The following is a 22,191-nucleotide window of genomic DNA, read 5'->3' as shown; positions in this document are numbered from 1 at the left end:
GTGGGCGCACCGCCCGCGACCGGCACGAACAGGGAGGAGGCGGGGCCATGATCGAGTTCGACGGCGTCACCAAGCAGTACGGGCGTGACGCACCCGCCGTGGACGCCTTCACGGCCACGTTCCGCGACAGGGCGGTCACGGTGCTCCTGGGCTCCTCGGGCAGCGGCAAGACCACGCTCCTGCGCATGGTCAACCGCATGGTCGAGCCCACCAGCGGCCGGATCCTGCTGGATGGCGCGGACGTGGCCGACGCCGACCCCGTGGCCCTGCGCCGCTCCATCGGCTACGTCATGCAGAACGGCGGCCTCCTGCCCCACCGCACCGTGGTGGACAACATCGCCACCGTGCCGCGCCTGAACGGCGTCCCCCGCGCCACCGCCCGCCGTCGGGCCCGCGACCTGCTGGCACAGGTCGGCCTGGACGACTCCCTCGCCTCCCGCTACCCCCACCAGCTCTCCGGCGGGCAGGCCCAGCGCGTGGGCGTGGCCCGGGCGCTGGCCGCCGAGCCCTCCGTGCTGCTCATGGACGAGCCCTTCGGGGCCGTGGACCCCCTGGTGCGCCGCGAGCTCCAGGACGAGCTCCTGCGCCTCCAGGCCGACATGGCCAAGACCATCGTCTTCGTCACCCACGACGTCGAGGAGGCCCTCACCCTGGGCGACGACATTATCCTGCTGAGCGCGGGCGCCCACATTGCCGCCCGAGGCAGCGGCCCGGAGCTCCTGGCCGGCAGCACCGACCCCTTCGTCACCCAGTTCCTCGGCCTGGGCGGGGACGGGCGGCGCCTGTCCCTGGGCGGGGACGGGACGGTGGTCACCGACAAGTACGGACGGGCCGTCGGGATCCTGGACAACGGGGCCCCGGGCACGGTGGCCCCCACCACGGGAGTCCGCGCCGCCAGGGACGGGGCAGCCAGGGGCGGGGCCGCGAGCGCCCCCGCAGGGCGGGCGGTGGCCGGTGCGGGGGATGCCACGCAGGACCCTGGCGCGGGGGATGCCACGCCCGCCGGGCCAGGAGCCCGCGGTACCGCGACCCCGGGGAGCCGCCCGTGACCTGGGTGCTGCGCAACCTCGACCTCGTCGTCTCCCTGCTGTACGCCCACCTGGCCCTGGCCCTGCCCGCGCTCGCGGCCACGGCGCTCCTGTCCCTGCCCCTGGCGCGCCTGGCCGTGGGGGTCAGGCCCCTGCGGGCGCTGCTGGTGGGGGCCGCCTCCCTGCTGTACGCCGTCCCCTCCCTGGCGCTGTTCGTCATCCTGCCCTCACTCATCGGCACCACGATCCGCAGCGACCTGAACGTGGTGGTGGCCCTGAGCCTGTACGGCCTGGCCCTCCTGGTGCCCGCCGCCACGGAGGCCTTTGCCGCCGTGGACCGCCAGGTGCTCGACGCCGCACGGGCCCAGGGCATGACCGGCCCCCAGCGCTTCCTCGGCGTGGAGCTGCCCCTGGCTGGCCCCGCCCTCCTGGCCGCCCTGCGCGTGGTCACCGTCTCCACCGTCTCCCTGGTCACCGTGGGCGGGGTGCTGGGGGTGCGCAGCCTGGGGCTGCTCCTGACCGACGGCTTCCAGAAGGAGGGGGCCGGGGCCGAGGTGGCCACCGGGGTGGTGGTCACCATGCTGGTGGCCCTGGTCCTGGACCAGGTGCTGCTGGTCCTGGGCAGGATCCTCATGCCCTGGACCAGGGGCTGGCACCCCGGTGCGCGCTCCGGCGGTACGCGCCGCCGGATCCGGATGAGGCGGCCGCTCCGGCTGGGGCGGCGGCTCCGGCTGGGGCGGCGCGCCGAGAGGAGGGGGGCGTGAGGTACCTCCTGGAGACCCTGGCCTGGCTGGGGCAGGGCGCCCACTGGCGCGGCAGCACGGGGATCGGGCTGCTGGTGGCCCAGCACCTGGGCTACTCCCTCCTGGCACTGGCCCTCGCCTCCCTGGCCGCCGTCCCCCTGGGCTGGTGGATGGGGGCCACGGGTCGCGGGCGGGCCCTGGTAGTCGCCCTGGGCGGGGCGGCACGGGCCCTGCCGACCCTGGGCGTGGTGACCCTGACGGCGCTGTGGCTGGGGATCGGGCTGGCCGGCCCCCTGGTGGCCCTGGTGGTACTGGCCTTCCCCAGCGTCCTGGCGGGGGCCTGCACCGGGGTCGAGGCCGCGCCCCACGAGGCCGTGGACGGGGCGCGCGCCTGCGGCATGACCCCGTTGCAGGTCCTGGCCCGGGTCCAGGTGCCCCTGGGCGCCCCCCAGCTCCTCGGGGGGCTGCGCTCGGCCAGCCTCCAGGTGATCGCCACCGCCACCCTGGCCGCCTACACCGGTGCCGGGGGCCTGGGGCGCCTCATGTTCCTGGGGCTCAAGACCCAGGACTACCCCATGATGCTGGCCTCGGCGCTCCTGGTGGTGGTCCTGGCGCTGGCCTCGGAGACGTTCTTCGCCCTGGTGCAGCGGGCGGTCAGGCCGCCCGGGCGCCGTGACTCCAAGGAGAAGGTATGAGCCACGTGCCCCGCGGCCCCCGCCGTCGGACCACCTCGGCCCCCGCCGGCAGGGGGGTGGGCCGATCCTGCCCCCGATCGGCGCCCGCCCCAGGAGGCGCCGGTGCTCACGTCCCCTCCAAGGTGGGGGGACCCGGGAGGCCGGGGGCGGGCCGGCCCCGGCGTGACGGTGCGCCGGGCGGGAGTGCGCCGAGTGCGGGTGCACCGGGCGGGAGCGCGCCGAGTGCGGGTGCACCGGGCGGGGACGGGGCCGCGCGCCTGGGACGGCGTCGGCTCCTGGCCGCCTCCGGGGTCCTGGGCGCGGCCTGGGTCCTGGGTGCCTGCGCCTCGGACGACCCCCTGGGGACCAGGCGGGAGCGCCAGGGCGAGGGGGTCATCGTGGGCAGCCAGCAGTACTACTCCAACGAGGTCATTGCCGAGCTCTACGCCCAGGCCATGGAGGCCGTCGGCCTGACGGTCAGCCGCCAGTACCAGATCGGCCAGCGCGAGGTCTACGTCCCCGAGCTGCGCGCCGGGAACATCGACGTCATCCCCGAGTACGGGGGCAACCTCCTGAGCTTCCTGGACAAGGAGGCCACCGCCCGCGACGCCGAGGGGATCCAGGCCGCGCTGCTGGAGGCCCTCCCGGCGAACCTGACCGTCCTGGAACCGGCCCAGGCCACCGACCAGGACTCCTACGTGGTCACCCGGGCCACCGCCGAGAGGTACCAGCTGACCTCCATCGCCGACCTGAGGGCGCTGGGACGCGCCGTCACCATCGCCGCCAACAGCGAGCTCGCCACCCGCCCCTACGGGCCCACGGGCCTGGAGAGCGTCTACGGGGTCAGGGCCGTGGTGGAACCCGTGGAGGACTCCGGCGGGCCGCTCACCCTCAAGGCCCTGACCGACGGCGACGTGGACGTGGCCGACATCTACACGGCCAGCCCCGCGGCTACCGGCTCCGACCTGGTGGTCCTGACCGACCCGCAGGGCCTGATCGTCCCCCAGCGGGTCACGCCGCTGGTGTCGGCCACCCTGGCCCCTGAGGCGCGTGAGGCGATCGGTGCCGTCAACGCCCGGCTGAGCGCGCAGGAGCTGCCCCGGCTCAACCGGGCCAGCGCCGTGGACCACCTGCCCACCGCGGACATCGCCTCCCAGTGGCTGGCCAGCCAGGGGATCGTCTGACCCGGGCACCCCACGGCCGCAGGCGGGCCTAGCGGGCAGACGTGGTCGGCCGCGGGCGGCGGGGAGCGGCCCGGGCTCCTCAGCCCCGGGCCTGCCCACCGGGACGCCGGTAGGGTCCGGGCCCGCCTCGGTCAGTGGCAGGTGGCGGCGGGCCCCGGGCAGGGAGGTAGATAAATGATCATTTTAGTTAGATATGATCATTGGCAGCGATCGTATGGACTTTTACCGTTCATGGTGTCAGCCGGACGGGGCACGAGCCCCACCCCGGAACCGATACGAAAGGTCTCCACCATGAACACCACCGTCACCCGCCTGGCCGCCTCGGTCACCAGGATCTTCAACGCCTGGTTCAGCCGCACCACCGCCGAGGTCTACGGCACCGCCCCCAAGAGCCACTACCTCCACGACGTCCTCCTGGGCGGTGACCAGGACGACTACCAGCCCCTTGCCTGAGCAGGCGGGCGGCCCCCTGGACCTTCTGGGAGGTGGACCAGGCGCGACCAGGGCGGGCAGGGAGAACGCGGCCAGGACCTGGACCTTCTGGGAGGTGGACCAGGTACCAGCCCCTTGCCTGAGCAGGCGGCTCGGCGGGGCCGCGACGGGCGGGCCTGTCGGGCCGGGGCGGGCGCGGCGTCGCCCCACGACCCCGCCCACGCAGGTAGTATGTGCTTCTCATCACCTATGCTGCTGTACGGAGGCACCATGACCCGCATTGACCACGCCGCCGTCTGGGTGGCCGACCTGGAGGCCGCCCGCGACTTCTACACCACCTGGTTCGGGGGAGTTGCAGGTGAGCTCTACCACAACCCCCGCACGGGCCTGTCCACCTACATCCTCACCTTCGGGACCGGCGCCCGCCTGGAGCTCATGACCCGCCCGGACGTGACGGTCCCGGGGGCGGGGGACCGCCTGGGGTGGGCGCACATCTCCTTCGCCCTGGCGGACCCGCCCGCCGTGGACGCCCTGGCCCGGCGGGCGCGTGAGGTGGGGGTCCAGGTGGTGGACGGCCCCCGACGCACCGGGGACGGCTACTACGAGGTCGCGCTGCTCGACCCCGAGGGCAACCGGGTCGAGGTCGTGGCCGGGGACTACGCGCCGGCCTCCTGAACGGCGTCCGTGGTGGCCGGGACGCAGGCCCGGGGCGGCGCAGCGAGCGTGCCACAGGAGGGCGTGACACAGGTCCCTGTGGTGGTCCGGCGGGAGGCCTGAAAACCGGGGCCGGGCGCAGGTCTCCGTGGTGGTCCAGTCGCCCTGCGGCTGCCGAGCGGCCCGGCTGGTGACCCGGCTGGCCCGGGCAGGTCCTTAAGCCCGACGGCGCCAGACGTCCACCCGCCAGCCCGCGTCGCCTGAGCGGGGGCGCCAGGTACCGAGGACATCGCTGTCCTCCTCGTCACGCTCCCACTGGGCGAGGTCAATGCTCGGGGCGCGCACGAGCACAGGTGCCACCGCCCCCTCCGGCCCGGCCAACCCACCCGGCACGCCTGGCACGTCCGGCCCGGCCGTACCGGAACCGGTGTTCCCACCGGCTGCGGCGCACGTCACCCCGTCCGCTCCGGCTCTAACGCGCCCGGCACCCAGGCTGGCGGCCACATCCAGGTCAATGGTGCTCACCACCAGCAGGTCCGCGACCCCGGCCTCCATGGCCTGGCGGTAGACACTGCCCCCGCCCATTACCCAGGTGCGCGGCCAGGAGGCGGCCCGGCCCGTTCGCGGGTCCGCCCCCAGCTCCTCCTCTAGGCCGTCCGCGGCCAGCGCCAGGGCCTGCTCCAGGCTGCTGGCGCGGTGGGCCCCCGGGGCGGTCCAGTCCTCAGAGCGCGTCATGACCACGTTCCGGCGTCCCACCAGCGCCCCCTTGAGTGAGTCCCAGGTGGTGCGGCCCATGACCAGGCCGCCGCCCAGGGTCACGGCCTTGAAGTGGCGGAAGTCCGCGGGAACCCGCCACAGCATGCCCTCCGCCGACCCCAGAACCCCACCGTGGTCCTGGGCCCAGACCATACCCACCGGGGGCAGGCCCCCGGAATCCGGGGCAGCGGGCGGGAGCACCGGCACCCGCCCCGTGCCCCCGGGAGCCGGGGGGCGGGATGGGCCGGGGGGCGGAGGCTGCGGGACGGGCCCGGCGTCGGATTGCTCCACGGCTCACACCGCCACGGGGGCGGGGATGGCGGGGTGGTGGCGGTAGCCCTCCGAGGCGTCAATGTCGTCCATGGTGTAGGCGTCGATGGACGGCGCCGCCCCCAGGCGCAGGCGGGGGAAGGGGTAGGCCCGGGGCACGCGCGAGAGCTGGGTGCGGACCTGATCGACGTGGTTGTCATAGACGTGGCAGTCCCCGCCGGTCCAGATGAGCTCCCCCACCTCCAGCCCCGACTGCTGGGCCAGCATGTGGGTCAGCAGCGCGTAGGAGGCGATATTGAAGGGCACACCCAGGAAGAGGTCCGCGCTGCGCTGGTAGACCTGCAGGCTCAGGCGCCCGCGGACCACGTAGCACTGGAAGAGGACGTGGCAGGGGGCCAGCGCCATACGGTCCAGGTCGGAGACGTTCCAGGCGCTGACCAGCATGCGCCGGGAGTCGGGGTCGGTGCGCAGGGTGTTGATGAGCCCGGCTATCTGGTCGATGGCGCCCCCCTCACGGCTGGGCCAGGACCGCCACTGGACGCCGTAGACCGGCCCGAGCTCGCCGTCGTCCGCCCACTCGTCCCAGATGGTGATCCCCTGCCCGGCCAGCCAGCGCGTGCTGCCCGTCCCCTGGAGGAACCACAGCAGCTCGCCCTTGACGGCCTTCATGGCCACGAACTTGGTGGTGACGCGGGGGAAGCCGCGGGTCAGGTCGTAGCGCAGCTGGCGGGCGAACACCGAGCGGGTGCCGGTGCCGGTGCGGTCGCCCTTGGGGGCGCCGTGGGCCAGGACCTCCGCCAGGAGGTTCTCGTAGGCCACGTCCACCCCCGCCGGAGGGGTCAGGCCCGCCTCGGCCAGGGCCGGGTAGGTGCTCGACGGCGTCGCCTCGGTCATGGGCGGTGGCCTCCTTACGGGGTGGGACGGGTGGTGTGCGAAGGCGGTGCCTAGCCGCCGCTGGTAGCAGGCACCGCGGTGGCCTACGGGGCCGTGGGCATCGGGGCGGTGGGCACCAGGGCCTGCGGGTCCGCGGTGGCCGGGAGGGCGTCCGTGGGCCCCAGCGCCGCCTGGGCCCCCTCAATGACCTGGCTGGCCAGGGCCCGGCCGCCGGTGTAGCCGATGAACGCGCCGATCCCGAAGGGGATGAGCCGTCCCAGGGCCAGCGCCCCGCCCCGGGCCGCAACGCGGCGGGTCAGGCGCCTGGTCAGCTCGACGTTGACGGAGCGGACCGTGGGGATGGGCATCTGGGTGAGCAGCTGCGCCGCCCAGAACAGGGTGGACAGGCCCAGCTCCCCCTGGACCGCGCGGCTGCCCTCCTCACCCAGGAGGGCGGACAGGACCAGGGCCCGACGTCGCTCGGCGTCGGCCACGTGCAGGCCCTGGAGCTCGGCGACGGTCAGGACGTAGGTGACGGCGGAGGCCATAAAGACCGCGGTCTGCCCCACCGTCAGGGCCACGGACGTGCCCGTGCCCACCACGGGCAGGGCCGCCGAGGCCCCCACCGCGCCGGAGGTCAGGCCCGACTCGTGACGGAAGCGGTTACCGGCCAGGACGACGAGCTCACTGACATCGGCGTCGGGACGGTCCCTGCGCATGCGGGCTACACGCTCCTCGACCCGTGAGGCGGGTAGCGTGATAGCGGCGTCGAGCGCCTGCTCCAGGTGCCTGGAATCCATAGGGCCTCCGTTTCGTGCGGGCTGCCCGCGGGGAGCGGTCAGAATCAAGAGTACGGGCCAGGGGACGGCCCGCCACCGCTCGGCCTGCCGCCGGACCCGGCACTGCCACCGTGGCCCGTGCGCGGCGGCCCCGGCGTCGGTCAGCGGCCCGCTACCGCCTGGCCTGTCAGCGGGACAGTCCCGCCCGGCCTGCCGCCGTGGCCCGTGCTGGTGGTCCTACTCGGAGGCCGAGTCGTCCAGGAGGTGGAGGCTGGTGCGCGCGCCCCTGTCGATCGTGTGCCCCACGGTGCAGGAGCGGTCAACGGCGGCGTCGACCCGCTGACGCAGGGTGTCCAGCTGCTCGGGGGTCAGGTGTGAGAGGTCGGCCACTAGCTGGACGTCAAAGGCGTCGTAGCGCTCCTCCGCCTCGTTCTTGGTGGTGGCCGCAATGACATTGGCCTCGAAGTCCTCCCCGAGCGCCTTGGCCAGACGGTGGTCCGCGGACAGGGAGTTGCAGGTGGCCAGGGCCATCTTGATCAGCTCGCCGGGGGTGAACTCGCCGGGGCCGGTGCCAATGCGTACCTCGGCGCCGCGGGCGTTGTGCCCCAGGTACTGGCGGGTCCCGGTGCGCTCGGCCCACACGGAGTTCTGGGGGGTCGGGACAATGCGCTGGTCGGTGCTCATGGGCCCATGGTGGCACGACTGCCTGGCCCTTGGTACCACCCTCCGTTGGCGTCCGGGCGGGCGGTGCTCACGGCGGCCTTGTGCCTGGGCGTGCCCGACCGGGCGGGCGGCTAGATTAGCGCCTGGGCCCTGGCCGCCGCCCACTGGGGGCAGGTGGGCCGGGGCGCTGAGAGAAGGGTGGCATGGTGTCTAACGACCAGTCAGAGCGTCCGCACCCCGGCGCGGCCTTCGGGATCCCCTCCGGGGCGAGCGGGGAGGAGGTCGTGGACGCCGTCTTCGGTGACGGCGTGGACCGCGGGGGCCTGGAGAGGCTGCATGCGCAGGACCGGGGCGAGGAGTCCGACGCGGGCATCGACCCCGACCTCCTGCCCTACCTCCAGGCCGCCGACGCACCCGAGGGCGTGTCCCTCGCCGACGTCCGTGAGGCCGACCGGGCCCGGGAGCAGGCCGTCGCCGACGCGCAGGCCGAGAACCTGGCCGCCCTGCGCGCGCTCGTCGCCGCGAGCCTGCTGTCCGGCGGCGACCCGGAACGCCTTGACGCCCTCCTGGCGGAGGTCGACGAGGAGGCCGGGGAGGAGGACGACTGGGAGCCCGTCCTACCCGACACGCCCCCCGGCGCCCCCGGCGCGGGGCCGCGGGACGCCCAGGGCGCCTCCCCCGGGGCCCACGCCGCCGCCCTGCGCGCGGCCGCCGCCCAGGTGGAGGTCTCCGCCCGTATGCGCGCCGTCGAGGCCGAGATCCTCTCCCGCGCCCCCGAGCACAGGGTCCAGCCGAGCCTGGAGCGCGTCGAGGCGGTCCTGGACCTCATTGGCCACCCCGAACGCTCCTATAAAGTGGTGCATATCACAGGAACGAACGGTAAGACCTCGACCGCCCGCATGACCGAGCGGCTCCTGGCCGCCACCGGCCTGCGCACCGGACGCTTCACCTCCCCGCACCTGGCCACCGTCCGCGAGCGCATCGCCCTGGACGGGGAGCCGGTGAGCGAGGAGGGCTTTATCGCCGCCTGGGAGGACGTGCGCCCCTACGTGGAGATGGTCGATGAGCGCTCCGCCGCCACCGGGGGGGTGCGGATGAGCTTCTTCGAGGTCCTGACCGTCATGGCCCTGGCCGCCTTCGCCGACTACCCGGTGGACGTGGCCGTGGTCGAGGTCGGCATGGGCGGGCAGTGGGACGCCACCAACGTGGTGCGCTCCCAGGTGGAGGTCATCACCCCCATCGGCCTGGACCACAGGGCCTGGCTGGGCGACACCATTGAGGAGATCGCCACCACCAAGGCCGGTATCGTCAAGGACGGGGCCACCCTGGTCACCTCCCTCCAGCCCCGGGCCGCCCAGGAGGCCATTGCCCGCGCGGCCGCCGCCCACGACGTCGTCTGGCGCCGCGAGCTCGACCCGGAGTCGGAGTACGCCGGACAGCCCGGTGCCGGGGAGCTGTCCGTGGTCAGCCGCCAGCTGGCGGTGGGCGGCCAGCTGGTGACCCTGGCCACGGCCGCGGCCGTCTACGAGGACGTCTTCATCCCCCTGCACGGGAGCTACCAGGCCCACAACGCGCTCCTGGCACTGGCGGCCGTCGAGGCCGTCATGGGGGGTAGGGCCCTGCCGGCCGCGGTCGTCCAGGACGGCCTCGCCTCGGCCACCAGCCCCGGGCGCCTGGAGGTGCTGCGCTCCTCGCCCACCGTCCTGGTGGACGCCGCGCACAACCCCCACGGCGTGGCCGCCCTGGTGGAGGCGGTGGAGGAGGTCTTCAGCCTGCGCCACCTGGTGGCCGTGACGGCCGTCATGGCTGACAAGGACGTCGAGGGCGTCCTGGCCGAGCTGGAGCCCGCCTGCGACGCCGTGGTCTGCGTGCCCATGGACTCCCCGCGCGCCCTGGACGTGGAGGACCTGGCGGCCGTGGCCCGGGAGGTCTTCGGGCCTGAGCGGGTGCGTACCGCCGAGACCCTGGCCCAGGGCGTGGAGCAGGCGGTGACCCTCTCGGAGGGCCACGACGCCCCCCTGACCGCCTCCGGGGTGCTCATTGTGGGCTCCGTGGTCCTGGCCGCCCAGGCCCGTGAGCTCCTGGGACGCCCCTAAGACCCACTTCCTCGACCCCCGGGCCGTCGGCGGGGCCTGTGCCGCTTGGGAGCCCGGGCCGACCTGGTTCCCCGACCCCCGGGCCGTCGGCGCAGCCGGGGTCGTCGGCGCTGCCGGGGCCAGCGAGCTGGCAGGCGCCCCTGGCGGCCCGGGCAGGGCCCCTATAGGCTCGGGGCCACCCCGATGAAAGGACCCCGTCATGACTGACCGTATCCTCGTCCTGATTAAGCCCGACGGCGTCGAGCGCCGCCTGGTCGGCGAGATCCTGCGCCGTATCGAGGCCAAGGGCTACAACGTCACCGCCCTGAAGACGGTGGTCCCCACGCCCGAGCTGCTCGCTGAGCACTACGCCGAGCACGTGGACAGGCCCTTCTACCCCGGTCTGGTGGAGTACATGACGCGCGGTCCGGTGGTCGCGGCCCTCGTCGAGGGCCACCGGGTGGTCCAGGGGGTGCGCTCCCTTATGGGCGCCACCGACCCCACCACGGCCGCCCCCGGCAGCATCCGGGGCGACCTGGCCCGTGACCAGGGCGGTGAGGCCATGGAGAACCTGGTCCACGGCTCGGACGGCCAGGCCTCCGCCGAGAGGGAGATCGCTATCTGGTTCCCCGAGCTGGGCTGACCCCGCCCCGGCCGGAGCCGTCCCAGCCCGGCCAGGGCCGTCCTCACGCAGGGCCACGGCGTCCCTGGCCCCGGCAGGGGAGCAGGGGCGGGCTCGTTCGGGGACAATCGGCTGGTGCCCATCTCCTCCCGGCCGGGGAGCAGGGACGGTGCGCTGCCGCGGCCGTCCCTGCCGCTCAGCCCTGCCGCCTGGGCCTGCCCGCTCAGCCCTTGAGGCCGGAGGTGGCCAGGCCCTCGATGACACGCTTCTGCATGGTGAAGAAGATGAGGAAGATCGGGGCCATGGACATGACGGAGGCGGCCATCATGAGGGCGTACTCGCTGGAGTGCTGGCCCGCCATGGTGGCGATGCCCACGCTCAGGGGCATGGTCTCCTCCCGGGTGGTGACGATCAGCGGCCACAGCAGGTCGTTCCAGGACCACAGGACCGTGACGATCGTGACCGCCGACAGCCCCGGGCGCACCAGCGGGAACATGACCCTCCAAAAGGCTTGCCACGGGTTGCAGCCGTCCAGGCGCGCGGCCTCCTCCAGCTCCACGGGCAGGCTCATGAAGGACTGGCGCATGAGGAAGACCCCGAAGGCGGAGAAGAAGCCCGGCAGGACGATGCCCCACACGGTCTCCAGGAGCCCCAGGTCCCGGACGAGCTGGTACTGGCCGATGAGGTAGGACTGGCCGGGCACCATGAGGATGGCCAGGAGCAGCCCGAAGAGGAGCCCCCGCCCCCGGAAGGGCATGCGGGCGAAGGCGTAGCCGCCCAGGGAGCACAGGACGAGCTGGACGCCGGTGCGCAGCACCGTGATGGACACCGAGACCCAGAACTGGCTCATGAAGGGGATCCTGCGGAAGACCTCCGCGTAGTTGGACCACATCCAGTGCTCGGGGACCAGACGCGGGGGAGTCGCCTGGATCTCGGTGTTGGTCGACAGGCTCATGAGGACCTGGTACACGAAGGGGAAGACCATGACCACCCCGCCGGCCAGCAGCAGGACGTGGACGGGCAGGTAGCGGCGCTGGGAGGCGAGGGCGGCGCGCCAGCCGCGGGTGCGCGTCTCAGACATAGTTCACCCACCTCCTCTGCCCCAGGAACTGGACGAAGGTGACCACGGCGACGCAGGCGAAGATGACGACGGCCACGGCCGCGCCCATCCCCTGGTCGGAGTTGACGAAGGCCTCGCGGTAGAAGAGGTACACCAGGGAGCGCGTCCTGGGCTCCGCGGGGTTGTTCGTGCCGATCATGGCGAAGAGGGCGTCAAAGAGCTGGAAGCCCCCGATGGTCGTCATAATCGTCAGGAAGAAGATCGAGGGGCTGAGCAGGGGCACGGTGATGGAGCGGAACTGGCGCCAGGCGGAGGCGCCGTCGATGCTCGCGGCCTCGTAGAGCTCCCGGGGGATGGACCTCAGCCCGGCGGACAGGATAATGACGTTGAAGCCGACCGACCCCCAGACGCCGAACAGGGCGACGGCCAGGAGCGCCCAGCCGGGGGTGACCAGCCAGTAGGGCGGGTCGGCGACCCCCAGGGCCCTGAGGAGCTGGTTGAGCAGGCCGAAGTTGCCGTTGTAGACGAGCTTCCAGACCTGGGCCACCGCCATGGGCATGGCCAGGTAGGGCATGAAGTACAGCGTGCGGTACAGGCCCCTGCCTCGCAGGCCGGGCAGCTCGATCATGGCGGCCACGGCCACCGACAGCGGGATGCCCAGGAGGACGACGCCGGTGTAGAGGAGCGTGTTCGCCATTGCCGAGCCCAGGTCGGGGCTGGACAGGACGTCCTGGTAGTTCTGGAGCCCCACCCACCTGGGGCTGCCGCCGAAGGCGTTGCGCTGCTGGAGGGAGACGACGAGGTTCTTGACAATGGGCCAGTAGTAGAAGACGGCCACCCCGGCCATGAGCGGCCCGATGAACAGCACCGGCCACGCGCCGACGCTGGTGGGGCGGCGGCGCCGTCGTCCACCGGCCCCCGGGGTGGTGGCGGACGCGCCCCGGGGGGAGGGGGAGAGGGCCATGTCAGCCCTCCTTGGCCAGCTCGCCGTTCATGAACGCGGCGAGCTGGGAGGCGGCGTCGGTGACGGTGGTCTGCCCGGCGAAGGCCGGGGTGAGGTAGTCCCCCTCGTGGTCGGCCCAGGCGCTGGTGTTCTTCGAGACGGGGTAGGTCACCGCGTAGGTGGAGGCGGCCTCGGTGAAGATACGGCAGCTCCAGGACGAGTAGGTCTCGAGCCAGGGGGCCTGGGTGCCGTTGAAGGCCGGGATGGCCGTGCCGTTGCGGGCCTCGGTCTCCTGGGAGGCCCGGGAGGCCATGTGGGCGGCCAGGGCCTTGGCGGCGGCCTTGCTCCCGGAGGTCCTGGCCACCGCCCAGCCCAGGCCGTGGATAATGCTCCCCCTCTTCTCGCCCTGGGGCAGCGGGGCGACGTCGACCTCCTCGAGCCTGCCGGCGAAGGCCTCCGCGATGGGGGCGCACTGCCAGTCACCGGCCCAGAGCATGGCGGACTTGCCGGAGGTGAACATGGACTCGGGCTTGGTGTCCGCCACGACGGCGGGCGGGGCCACCGAGCCGTCGGCGATCCAGTCCGCCCAGCACTGCAGGCCCTTGACGCTGGCGGGGTCGTCGAAGCCGCTCCTGCCGTCCTTAATGACGTAGCCGCCCGCCTGGGCGATCGTGTTGTAGTAGGTGCCCTGGCCGTCGCCGTTGACCGTGGTGGCGCAGCCCCAGATCCCCTGGTCCTTGCCCCAGGCGGAGATGGTCCTGGCCGCGGTGTGGAAGTCCTCCCAGGTCCAGTTCTCAGTGGGCAGGGCGGCCCCCGCGGAGGCGAAGAGCGTCTTGTTGTAGAAGACGCCGATCGTGTCGTAGTCCTTGGGGATGGCGTAGTGGACGCCCTGGTAGGTGTACAGGTCCACCAGGGAGGTGGGGTAGTCGCTCCAGGCGATGCCCGCGGCGGTGACGTCGTCCAGGGGCTCGAGCATGTCGTTGCCCGCGTACAGCTGGATATTGGGGCCGTTCATCCACATGACGTCCGGCAGCGTCCTGCCCTCGGCCTGGGTGCGCAGCTTCTTCCAGTAGTCCGCGTACGCCGTCAGGTTCGTGGTGACCGTGATATTGGGGTAGGTCTCGTTGAAGCTCTTGATATTGGCGTCGATCGTGGGCGTCTGGCTCTTGTCCCAGTAGGCCAGGGTCAGCTCCGCCTTCGTGTCCGGGGCGATGGTCGCCGAGGTGTCCGCGCCACCCCCGTCGTCGGAGCAGGCGGCCAGGGCCAGGGCGATCGAGGTGGCGAGCGTGCCCGTCAGGACGCTGCGCCGGGTGAGGGTGTGCATGGGAGGCTCCTTTGTCTCGTGGTCGGGTGGGGCTGAGGGTGCTCAGCGCACCTGGTTTCGCGTGAAGTAGTCGACGACCTCGGGGGGGAGGTCGGGGATGGTGCGCGGGGTCGAGCCGTCGCGCAGGGACTCGGTGGCCTGGATGCCGGCGGCGACGGCGTACCACGCCCCCAGCGGTGAGGTGTCCGTGGGCGTGCCCTCACGGACGAAGCGCATGAACTCGGTGATGGTCAGCACGTCGGCGTCCCCGTGGCCGCCCGCGTCCCCGACAATGGGGAAGACCTCGTCGCCCTCGGCGTTGTAGTGGGTGCGCCGGTTCCACAGGCGGATGAGCCCGCCCTCGCCGTCACCGAAGTTCTCAATACGTCCCTCGGTGCCGATGACCGTGTAGTTGCGCCAGTAGTCGGGGGTGTAGTGGCACTGCTCGTAGGAAGCGTAGACCCCCGAGTCCATGCGCATGAGCACCATGGACAGGTCCTCGACGTCAATGACCGGGCTCAGGCCCTTCTGGCTCAGGGGCGGCCAGTTGTCCAGGGAGTACCAGCTGTGCATGAGCTCGTCGGAGCGGTCCGCCCGGTCCGTGACCTGGTGGTAGAGGGTCTGCCCGCCCATGGCCACCACGCTGGTGGTGTGGGAGTCCGCCAGCCAGTGCATGACGTCGATGTCGTGCGCCGCCTTCTGCAGCAGCAGACCCGTGCCGTGCTCCCTGGTGGCGTGCCAGTCCTTGAAGTAGAAGTCCCCGCCGGAGCCCACGAAGTGCCGGCACCAGATGGCCTTGACCTCGCCGATCCGCCCCGAGCGGATGAGCTCGCGCATGGAGCGCACCACGTGCATGTGGCGCATATTGTGCCCCACGTACAGGCGGGTGCCCGTCTCGTAGGCGGTGCGCAGGACGCGCGTGGCCCCCTCCATGGTGATGGCCAGGGGCTTCTCCAGGTAGACGGGGACCCCCGCCCGCAGGAGCTCGCAGGTCACGTCCGCGTGGGTGTCGTCGGGGGAGGTCACGAAGGCGACGTCGATCCCGGTCCCCACCAGGTCGGTCACGCTGGTGGTGATGGACACCGAGTCGGGGTCCCGCTGGAGGCGGGAGGCCACGCGCTCGCGGGCCCGGGGGTGGGTCTCGCAGACGGCGGTGATCCGGCCGTTGTTCTCGGGCCGCTCGGCGGCCAGGGTGAACTTGGCCCGGGCGCCGACCCCGACCACCCCGACGCGCAGGGTGTCAGAGGGCCGGGACGTGGCGGCGGTGGCGGTCATGGTGCTGTGCTCTCCTGTGGTTGCGGCGTTGCTGACGGTCTCCACGCCCTCCAGGGGGGTGACGGGGACCTCGTCGGCCCCCGTGACGGCCTGGTTGGCGTGGTCCAGGGCGAGGGACAGGGCGCCGACGGCCGCCGCCCCCCACCCCAGGCGCGCGCTCTCCAGCCGGAGCCGGGGGGACCACTGCGTCCCCTTGGCGCGCATGAGGGACATGAGGGGCAGGACCATGGAGCGGGCGCGCGCCGTCGGCGTCGAGATGACAATGAGGTCGGGGTCCACGACGAGCCCCACCGAGGAGATCGTCAGGGCCACGCGCTCCGCCCAGTCCTCGTCCGGGGCCTGGGCGTCCTCCAGGTGCAGGTCCAGGGCGGCGGAGATCTCGCCGGCGGTGAAGCGGCTGCCCCGGTGCACCCTGCCCGACAGGACGAGGCCGGAGTGGATCCCCCGGGCCACCAGGATGTAGAGCAGGTCCCCCTGGGCGGCGATCTGCCCGTCCTGGACCCTCAGGCGGAACTCCCCCAGCGCGGCCATGTTGATGTCGTTGTCCACGTCCACCGCCACGCCCAGGTCGTGGCGGAGGTTGCCCGCCAGGTCGAAGCCGTCCCACTGGGGGACCAGGTCCGCGTGGAGGACGACACCGGCGTCGTCGGGGATCCCGGTGGTGGAGACGGACAGGTGCCGCAGGGGGCCGTAGCCGGACAGCCTGTCCACCTCCTGGGTGAGGGCGGCCAGGAGGTCCGGGTAGCGCCGCTCCCCGCTCAGCGGCGAGGTCCGGGCCGCCACGACGGTGCCGTCCAGGGTGGCGGCGCTGACCAGGACGGAGGAGACCAGGACGTCGGCGCCCAGGACGTAGCCCGCGCGCGGGGAGAGGGACCAGCCGGTCGCCGGGCGGCCCGGGGTGGGGTCCACCAGGTCCTGGGAGACCACCAGGCCCTGGTCCTCCAGGTCGGCCAGGACGGCGCTCGCCGTGGGGCGCGAGGTCCCCGCGGCCCGCGCCAGGTCGGTGACGCTGCTGACCCGGGCCCGGCGCAGCTGGTCCCACAGCGCGGCGGCGTTGGCGGCGCGGGTGGAGGTCCCGGGGTGTCCTGGCATTGTCCGCTCCTGTGGGGGTGTGGGATCAGGGTCGACTGGCGTCCTCACCAGTGTGAAAGGGGGTTTCAAAACCGGCTTTGGTTATAGGGGTACAGTAGCACCCGTCACGTCTTCTGTCACGTTCTCCGTCACGTCCTGGGCGCGCCGGGGCGGACGGCGGGGTGGGTGGGCAAGGGTGCGGCCCCTGGGTACATGCGCCAGATGTCCGTGTCTGTTCCCCCGGGGCGCACCGCAGTACGTGGTCGCCCGGGTGCGTGGCGGGCGTGGGGCCTCAGGCGGTGAGCTCAGCCGGATTATGGCGGGCGCGGCGGGGCGCGTGGCGAGCGTCGGGTCGCGGCGAGCACGGGCTCGTTATTGGCCAGGTGGTCGCGTCCGGGTCGGGTGCAGCCGGGGCGCGGTGGCTCGCGGGCTCGCTCCCTGGGCCGTGCCCCGGCGGGCCCTGGGTCGTGGCGGGCGCGGCGGGCTCAGCCCCGGCGCACCGCCACCAGCAGGCCGTCACCCACCGGCAGGAGCGTGCAGACCAGCAGGTCGGAGGCGCGTACGGCCTTGGCCAGCTCGCGGGCCGCCACGGTGGCCGGGTCGCGGCGGGCGGGGTCGGCCACGTGGTCCGCCCACAGGGCGTGGGTGACGGCGAGCACCCCGCCCACGCGCAGCATGCGCAGGGCGCCCTCGGCGAGGTTGGCCGCCTCCACGGGGTCGACGTCCAGGACCACCATGTCGTAGGAGCGGGCCGCCATGCGCGGCATGACGGCACTGGCCCGGCCCTGGATGAGACGGATCCGGGAGGAGGGGTACCCGGCGGCGTCGAATGCGCGGCGGGCCTCACGCTGGAGCTCGCTCTCGACGTCGATGGTGGTCAGGACCCCGTCGCGGCCCATGCCGCCCAGCAGCCACAGGCCGGACACGCCGGTGCCGGTACCGATCTCGGCAATGCTCTTGGCGCCGACGGAGGCGGCCAGGACCCGCAGCGCGGCCCCGGTGGCCACGCTGACCGGCTCCACCCCGAGGCCCATCCCACGCAGGCGGGCCTGGGTGGCGGCCTCTTCCTCCAGAGGGAACTCCTCGGTGTAGGTCCAGGTCAAGGTCTTGTCGGCACTCACCGCGCTGCCTTCCTCACATGATCACGTCCTGCGCCCGGGTACGGACGCGCCAGCTCCTATTGTTTCAGGTACCGGTGAACAGGCTTGTTCCTGGTCTTGCGGACGATGCCGGGTATCGCCACAGGCAGAGCCTACCGGTGCCCGCGGCGGCACGTGCCCCGGGCGGCTCCCTATACTGGGCGTGTGTTCGGCATCAACGGCAACGAGTTCATCGTCATCCTCCTGGTGGCGGTGATCGTGGTGGGTCCCCGGCGTCTGCCTGAGTACACCCGCAAGCTCACCCAGCTCATCCGTCAGCTGCGTGTCTTCCTGGAGCAGGCCAAGGCGCAGATCGCCGAGGAGGTGGGCCCTGAGCTCGGTGACCTCAACCTCGCCGACCTCAACCCCCGCAACTACGACCCGCGCAAGATCGTGCGCGACGCCCTGGGTGAGGACCTCGACGCCATTAAGCGCGACCTGGCCAACCCCCTGGCCGCGGTGGCCTCTACCGCCAAGGAGGCCTCGGACGCCGTGGCCGCCGACGTGCGGGCCCTGGCCGCCCAGGAGCGTTCGGACTCCCTGGGCAAGCGGATTGAGGCGCAGGCCGAGGCGGCGCGGGCCGGGGCTGAGGCCGAGGAGGCCCAGGAAGCCGAGGTTGAGGCCGAGGCGGCCAAGGAAACGCGGGCCGAGGTGGCTGACGTGGCCCGGGGGTCTGAGCCGGGTGCCGGGGAGGGGTCTGTGAGCGACACCACCCCGCAGGCGGGGTCTGCGGAGACGGCCCCAGGGCCGCAGGCCGAGGCGTCACAGGAGCAGGACACCACGCCCGATGACCAGGAGCAGACTGCCGCCCAGCCGGTAGCCCAGGGGCGGGATACCGCGCCCGAGGAACAGCGTCCTGACGCGCTCCGGGAGCAGCAGGACGCCACGCCCGGGGAACAGCGGGACGACGCCGCGTCCGGGGAACAGCGGGCTGCCGTCCCCGATAACCGGGAGCAGGACGCCGTCGTGACTGGGTCCTGGGACGGGCAGACGACCGCGACCTCGGAGGCGGCCGCCATTCCCACCAGCCTCACTGAGGCGTCGGGCGACCTGCCCCCCAGGCCGCTCTCCCCACGTGACATTGTCCGGGCCGCCAAGGCCGCCGCGAGGACCCGCCCGGAGGCTGCGACCCTGACCGTGGACGCCTGAACGTGCTGTCACGCGGGTGAACGTCGTCTCGCCCAGGTGAACGCTACTCCAAACGGAGTTCATATGCATGAAAGCGCGTTCAGGCGCTCTCAAGCGCGTTCACCTGCGCTTAGGCGAGTTCAGCGCGAACTGGTCCGGACCAGCCGGGCACTTAGCACCGGCCAGCCGGGCACTCAGGTGTTGACGGGACTCACGCCCAGGGGGCGGCGGGCCAGCCCGCGGGCCCGGTGCCCAATACTGGAGGCCACCCGCGCCAGCTCCAGCGCGGCGGGGGAGTCTGCCGGGGGCCTGCCGTGGTCGCTGACGGTCACCGGCACGCCGAGGTCCGAGCCCTCCCGCAGGCGGATGTCCAGGGGCAGCTGGGCCATCAGCGGCACCTGGTAGCCCAGGACCTGGGTCAGGGAGTCGGAGACCGCTTGGCCGCCGCCGGACCCGAATATCTCCAGCCTGGAGCCGTCGTCCTGGAGCAGGTAGGACATGTTCTCAATGACCCCCAGGACCTTCTGGTGGGTCTGGGCGGCAATGAGGCCGGTGCGCTCGGCCACCTCCGCGGCGGCGGCCTGGGGGGTGGTGACCACCAGGATCTCCGCGTTGGGCAGGAGCTGGGCCACGGAGATGGTCACGTCACCGGTACCGGGGGGCAGGTCCAGTAGGAGCACGTCCAGGTCCCCCCAGAAGACGTCGGAGAGGAACTGCTGGACGGCCCGGTGGAGCATGGGCCCGCGCCAGATCACCGGCTGCTTGTCGTCCACGAACATGCCGATGCTCATGACCTTGACCCCGTGGGACACCGGGGGGACGATCATGCCGTCGAGCTGGGTGGGCGGGTAGTCCGCACCCATCATGCGGGGGATGGAGAAGCCGTAGATGTCGGCGTCCACCACCCCCACGCTCAGGCCCTGGGCGGCCAGGGCGGCGGCCAGGGCGGCCGTGACCGAGGACTTGCCCACCCCGCCCTTCCCGGAGGTCACCGCGTAGACGCGGGTCAGGCTGCCGGGTTTGGTGAAGGGGATCACCGGCTCAGCGGCGCCCCCGCGCAGACGGGCGCGCAGCTCGGCGCGCTGCTCGTCGTTCATGACCCCCATACGCACCTCGACGCCGGTGACCCCCTCCACGGAGCCCACCTCACGGCGCGCGTCCTGGCTGAGGGTGTCCTTCAGGGGGCACCCGGCGACGGTCAGCAGGATCAAGACGGTGACGAGGCCGTCGTCACCGATCTCGACGGACCCCACCATGCCCAGGTCGGTGATCGGACGGCGGAGCTCGGGATCGATGACGCGGGACAGGGCCTCGCGGACGGCCGCTGGCGTGGGCTGTGGCATGCGTCCATCCTAGGAGCCCGGCCACCGGGCCTCACCGTGGCGGGGAGCACGCCTGTGAGGGCCGTCAGACGTTGTCACACCCTGGTCTCAGGACAAACTAACGCTAGGCTGGGCCCCGTTCCCGTCCACGTAACACCTGTGACACCATGAGCATCTCAGCACAGTCCGTGAACCCGTCTGTCTCTACCTCCTCCACCCCCCGTTCTCTTCCTCCCCGGGCCCGGGTTCGGGGGCTCGACGGCGTGCGCGCGCTCGCTGTCTTTATGGTCCTGGCCTACCACCTCCTGCCCGGGGCGCTGCCCGGCGGGAAGGTAGGCGTGGACGCCTTCTTCGTCATCTCCGGCTTCCTCATCACCAGCCTGCTGGTGGACGAGCGGCGTCGTACCGGGTCCACCAACCTGCGGCGCTTCTGGGTCAGGCGTCTGCGCCGGATCGTCCCGGCCCTGCTGAGCACCATCGTGGTGACGGTGTCGCTGGCGGCCTGGCCGGGGGGCGACGTCCTGCTGGGCATACGCCGACAGGTCCTGGGCGCCATCGGCCTGGTCTACAACTGGGTCGAGATATTCGCCGGATCCTCCTACTTCGACCAGGCCCAGCCCAGTCTGCTGACCAACGTGTGGTCCCTGGCGGTGGAGGAGCAGTTCTACCTCGTGTGGCCGCTCCTCCTCCTGCTGCTCCTGGGCAGGGCGGACTCCCGGTGGCGTCGGTACCTGGCCTGCGGGGCGGCCGTCGTGCTCACCGCGGCCTCGGTGTGGCTCTCCCTGACCCTGGCGGCCCGCGGCGCCGACCCCTCACGGCTCTACCTGGGTACCGACACCCACGCCTACGGGCTCATGGCGGGCTCGGCCCTGGCCCTGCTCCACGGGCACGTCCTGGACCCCACCCGGGTGACCACGCCCCTGCTGGAGCGGGCGCGCGCGGTGGTGTCCTGGGCGGGGCTGGTGGGCCTGGTCCTCATTGCCGCGCTCACCTCCGACCAGATGCCCGGCGGGACCCGGACCACCACCTGGGTCCTGGCGGGGGCCTCGGCCTGCACCGTGGCTCTCCTCCAGGGCCTGACCCCGGAGGTCGCCGGCCCGGCGCTGGCCCTCAGCCCCGGCTCCTGGCTGCCCGCCCTGCTGGAGACCGCCCCGCTGCGCTGGCTGGGGACCCGCTCCTACGGCCTGTACCTGTGGCACTGGCCCCTGTGGGTGCTGGCCTTCTACGTGGTGCCGCCCACCGCACCCCAGGCCCTGGTGGCCCTGGGCGTGACGGTGGTGAGCGTGTTCTTCGCCGAGCTGTCCTTCCGGTACTTCGAGACCCCGATCCGACGTATGGGGGTACGGGCCTGGGTGCGCTCGGTCACCCGGACGCGCCTGCGTCTGAGCCTGTCCGGTGGCCTGGGTGTGGCCAGCGTCCTGCTGCTGGGGGCGGCCCTGGCCCTCCAGCCCGCCCAGTCCACCGCCGAGGCCGCCATCCAGCGCGGGGCCCAGGCGCTGGCCTCCGCCACCCCGACGGCCTCGCGGCCCACCGAGACGCCCACGCCCGAGCCGACCCCCACCACGGCCGCGCCCGAGCCCCTGACCGGGGACCAGGTCTCCCTCGTGGGGGACTCCGTCAGCCTGGCCTCGGCCCCGGCGCTGGAGGCCTCCCTGCCCGGGATCGCGATCGACGCCCAGGTCTCCCGCTCCTTCTACGCGGGCCTGGAGACGCTCCAGGCCATGGACGCCGAGTACGGGCCCCGCCCCTACGTGGTGGTCGCCCTGGCCACCAACGGGGAGGTCCTGGGCGACCAGATCCAGGCGCTCCTGGACTACCTGGGGCCGGGGCGCAAGCTCGTCCTGGTCACGGGGTTCGGGCCCGCCCGCACCACCTGGATCCCCGGGGCCAACCAGACCATCCGCGACTTCGCCGCCGCCCACCCCGACCAGGTGGACGTGGCGGGCTGGGACCGGGCCATTGCCGAGCGCATGGAGCTCCTGGCCCAGGACCAGGTCCACCCCACCGCGGAGGGGTGCGACGTCTACGCCCAGGTGGTGGTCGACGCCCTCAACGCCCTCAATGTCTGAACCGCCCGCGGCGGGCCCTGCGTGGCGGCGCGGGCTGGGACGCTTGCGCAGTCGCGGCGGGAGCTGGCCTCGCCGGAACCTGTGCGGCGGGGCGGGCTGGCTCCCGCCAGCCGGTGGCGGCCGACCCT

Annotated in this window: 20 protein-coding genes; 10 read left to right on the top strand and 10 right to left on the bottom strand. The window is 72.9% G+C overall.

Annotated features, from left to right (window positions below):
- Window positions 1–47 precede the first annotated feature (47 nt).
- The 6 genes from C3V41_RS05830 (at window position 48) to C3V41_RS05810 (ending at window position 4,736) form a co-directional block, all read left to right on the top strand.
- Complete coding sequence (locus C3V41_RS05830; RefSeq protein WP_106109482.1) at window positions 48–1,049, top strand: ABC transporter ATP-binding protein; 1,002 nt, start codon at window positions 48–50, stop codon at window positions 1,047–1,049.
- On the top strand, window positions 1,046–1,792 hold the full coding sequence (locus C3V41_RS05825) for an ABC transporter permease subunit (RefSeq protein ID WP_106109481.1): 747 nt from the start codon (window positions 1,046–1,048) through the stop codon (window positions 1,790–1,792). The genes C3V41_RS05830 and C3V41_RS05825 overlap by 4 nt, the downstream gene beginning before the upstream one ends.
- Window positions 1,789–2,466: an ABC transporter permease gene (locus tag C3V41_RS05820; RefSeq protein WP_106109480.1), complete on the top strand. Its 678-nt coding sequence runs from the start codon at window positions 1,789–1,791 to the stop codon at window positions 2,464–2,466. Before C3V41_RS05825 ends, C3V41_RS05820 begins: the two co-directional genes overlap by 4 nt.
- A 257-nt stretch (window positions 2,467–2,723) precedes the next feature.
- A complete protein-coding gene (locus C3V41_RS05815; protein WP_441299723.1) occupies window positions 2,724–3,629 on the top strand; it encodes an ABC transporter substrate-binding protein in 906 nt (301 codons plus the stop codon).
- Between the two features lie 291 nt (window positions 3,630–3,920).
- Window positions 3,921–4,082 (top strand): hypothetical protein, encoded by a 162-nt coding sequence (locus tag C3V41_RS13080; protein ID WP_165271586.1) that lies wholly within the window; start codon window positions 3,921–3,923, stop codon window positions 4,080–4,082.
- A gap of 249 nt (window positions 4,083–4,331) precedes the next feature.
- The gene (locus tag C3V41_RS05810; protein ID WP_106110701.1) at window positions 4,332–4,736 is read left to right on the top strand and encodes a VOC family protein; all 405 of its coding nucleotides are present in this window, start codon (window positions 4,332–4,334) and stop codon (window positions 4,734–4,736) included.
- Between the two features lie 195 nt (window positions 4,737–4,931).
- Here C3V41_RS05810 and C3V41_RS05805 read toward each other — a convergent pair whose 3' ends face one another.
- From C3V41_RS05805 to C3V41_RS05790, 4 genes are all read right to left on the bottom strand, one after another.
- Window positions 4,932–5,672, bottom strand: coding sequence for a dihydrofolate reductase (locus C3V41_RS05805; RefSeq protein ID WP_246742134.1), 741 nt, complete (start codon window positions 5,670–5,672; stop codon window positions 4,932–4,934).
- A gap of 93 nt (window positions 5,673–5,765) precedes the next feature.
- Window positions 5,766–6,635, bottom strand: coding sequence for a thymidylate synthase (locus tag C3V41_RS05800; protein ID WP_106109477.1), 870 nt, complete (start codon window positions 6,633–6,635; stop codon window positions 5,766–5,768).
- Between the two features lie 83 nt (window positions 6,636–6,718).
- Window positions 6,719–7,414, bottom strand: a complete 696-nt coding sequence (locus tag C3V41_RS05795) for a hypothetical protein (RefSeq protein WP_106109476.1) — start codon at window positions 7,412–7,414, stop codon at window positions 6,719–6,721.
- Window positions 7,415–7,630: 216 nt separating this feature from the next.
- Entirely contained in the window at window positions 7,631–8,077 is a 447-nt protein-coding gene (locus tag C3V41_RS05790) for an OsmC family protein (RefSeq protein ID WP_106109475.1), read from the bottom strand.
- Window positions 8,078–8,259: 182 nt separating this feature from the next.
- On the opposite strand from C3V41_RS05790, the gene C3V41_RS05785 reads away from it, so the two are divergent.
- Window positions 8,260–10,152 (top strand): bifunctional folylpolyglutamate synthase/dihydrofolate synthase, encoded by a 1,893-nt coding sequence (locus C3V41_RS05785; protein ID WP_106109474.1) that lies wholly within the window; start codon window positions 8,260–8,262, stop codon window positions 10,150–10,152.
- A gap of 199 nt (window positions 10,153–10,351) precedes the next feature.
- Window positions 10,352–10,774, top strand: a complete 423-nt coding sequence (gene ndk / locus C3V41_RS05780; protein WP_106109473.1) for a nucleoside-diphosphate kinase — start codon at window positions 10,352–10,354, stop codon at window positions 10,772–10,774.
- A gap of 202 nt (window positions 10,775–10,976) precedes the next feature.
- Here the strand turns inward: ndk and C3V41_RS05775 are convergent, their stop codons facing one another.
- The 5 genes from C3V41_RS05775 to C3V41_RS05755 all read right to left on the bottom strand — a co-directional run bounded on the left by C3V41_RS05775 (window position 10,977) and on the right by C3V41_RS05755 (window position 17,526).
- On the bottom strand, window positions 10,977–11,834 hold the full coding sequence (locus C3V41_RS05775) for a carbohydrate ABC transporter permease (protein ID WP_106109472.1): 858 nt from the start codon (window positions 11,832–11,834) through the stop codon (window positions 10,977–10,979).
- A complete protein-coding gene (locus C3V41_RS05770; protein WP_106109471.1) occupies window positions 11,827–12,777 on the bottom strand; it encodes a carbohydrate ABC transporter permease in 951 nt (316 codons plus the stop codon). The genes C3V41_RS05775 and C3V41_RS05770 overlap by 8 nt, the downstream gene beginning before the upstream one ends.
- Before the next feature lies 1 nt (window position 12,778).
- The gene (locus C3V41_RS05765; protein ID WP_106109470.1) at window positions 12,779–14,080 is read right to left on the bottom strand and encodes an ABC transporter substrate-binding protein; all 1,302 of its coding nucleotides are present in this window, start codon (window positions 14,078–14,080) and stop codon (window positions 12,779–12,781) included.
- A gap of 42 nt (window positions 14,081–14,122) precedes the next feature.
- Complete coding sequence (locus C3V41_RS14370; RefSeq protein ID WP_106109469.1) at window positions 14,123–16,426, bottom strand: ROK family protein; 2,304 nt, start codon at window positions 16,424–16,426, stop codon at window positions 14,123–14,125.
- Window positions 16,427–16,890: 464 nt separating this feature from the next.
- Complete coding sequence (locus C3V41_RS05755) at window positions 16,891–17,526, bottom strand: O-methyltransferase (protein WP_106109468.1); 636 nt, start codon at window positions 17,524–17,526, stop codon at window positions 16,891–16,893.
- A gap of 183 nt (window positions 17,527–17,709) precedes the next feature.
- Between C3V41_RS05755 and C3V41_RS05750 the strand changes: the two genes are divergently transcribed.
- Window positions 17,710–18,693: a twin-arginine translocase TatA/TatE family subunit gene (locus C3V41_RS05750; protein ID WP_106109467.1), complete on the top strand. Its 984-nt coding sequence runs from the start codon at window positions 17,710–17,712 to the stop codon at window positions 18,691–18,693.
- Between the two features lie 173 nt (window positions 18,694–18,866).
- Here the strand turns inward: C3V41_RS05750 and C3V41_RS05745 are convergent, their stop codons facing one another.
- Window positions 18,867–20,015 carry an Mrp/NBP35 family ATP-binding protein gene (locus C3V41_RS05745; protein ID WP_106109466.1) on the bottom strand — a complete coding sequence of 383 codons (1,149 nt, stop codon included), beginning with the start codon at window positions 20,013–20,015 and terminating at the stop codon, window positions 18,867–18,869.
- Between the two features lie 146 nt (window positions 20,016–20,161).
- Between C3V41_RS05745 and C3V41_RS05740 the strand changes: the two genes are divergently transcribed.
- Window positions 20,162–22,063 carry an acyltransferase family protein gene (locus tag C3V41_RS05740; protein ID WP_106109465.1) on the top strand — a complete coding sequence of 634 codons (1,902 nt, stop codon included), beginning with the start codon at window positions 20,162–20,164 and terminating at the stop codon, window positions 22,061–22,063.
- Window positions 22,064–22,191 lie beyond the last annotated feature (128 nt).

The organism is Actinomyces sp. oral taxon 897, from assembly GCF_002999235.1.
In the GTDB taxonomy this organism is placed as follows: Bacteria; Actinomycetota; Actinomycetes; order Actinomycetales; family Actinomycetaceae; genus Actinomyces.
Note: the sequence above shows the minus strand (reverse complement) of the source record. Positions and strands in the feature narration are given on the sequence as shown.

Coding starts and splice junctions, on each gene's coding strand:
- C3V41_RS05785 (WP_106109474.1), top strand. CDS start 8,260: ATGGTGTCTAACGACCAGTCAGAGCGTCCGCACCCCGGCGCGGCCTTC.
- C3V41_RS05745 (WP_106109466.1), bottom strand. CDS start 20,015: ATGCCACAGCCCACGCCAGCGGCCGTCCGCGAGGCCCTGTCCCGCGTC.
- C3V41_RS14370 (WP_106109469.1), bottom strand. CDS start 16,426: ATGCCAGGACACCCCGGGACCTCCACCCGCGCCGCCAACGCCGCCGCG.
- C3V41_RS05770 (WP_106109471.1), bottom strand. CDS start 12,777: ATGGCCCTCTCCCCCTCCCCCCGGGGCGCGTCCGCCACCACCCCGGGG.
- C3V41_RS05740 (WP_106109465.1), top strand. CDS start 20,162: ATGAGCATCTCAGCACAGTCCGTGAACCCGTCTGTCTCTACCTCCTCC.
- C3V41_RS05800 (WP_106109477.1), bottom strand. CDS start 6,635: ATGACCGAGGCGACGCCGTCGAGCACCTACCCGGCCCTGGCCGAGGCG.
- C3V41_RS05790 (WP_106109475.1), bottom strand. CDS start 8,077: ATGAGCACCGACCAGCGCATTGTCCCGACCCCCCAGAACTCCGTGTGG.
- C3V41_RS05795 (WP_106109476.1), bottom strand. CDS start 7,414: ATGGATTCCAGGCACCTGGAGCAGGCGCTCGACGCCGCTATCACGCTA.
- ndk (WP_106109473.1), top strand. CDS start 10,352: ATGACTGACCGTATCCTCGTCCTGATTAAGCCCGACGGCGTCGAGCGC.
- C3V41_RS05765 (WP_106109470.1), bottom strand. CDS start 14,080: ATGCACACCCTCACCCGGCGCAGCGTCCTGACGGGCACGCTCGCCACC.
- C3V41_RS13080 (WP_165271586.1), top strand. CDS start 3,921: ATGAACACCACCGTCACCCGCCTGGCCGCCTCGGTCACCAGGATCTTC.
- C3V41_RS05775 (WP_106109472.1), bottom strand. CDS start 11,834: ATGTCTGAGACGCGCACCCGCGGCTGGCGCGCCGCCCTCGCCTCCCAG.
- C3V41_RS05810 (WP_106110701.1), top strand. CDS start 4,332: ATGACCCGCATTGACCACGCCGCCGTCTGGGTGGCCGACCTGGAGGCC.
- C3V41_RS05830 (WP_106109482.1), top strand. CDS start 48: ATGATCGAGTTCGACGGCGTCACCAAGCAGTACGGGCGTGACGCACCC.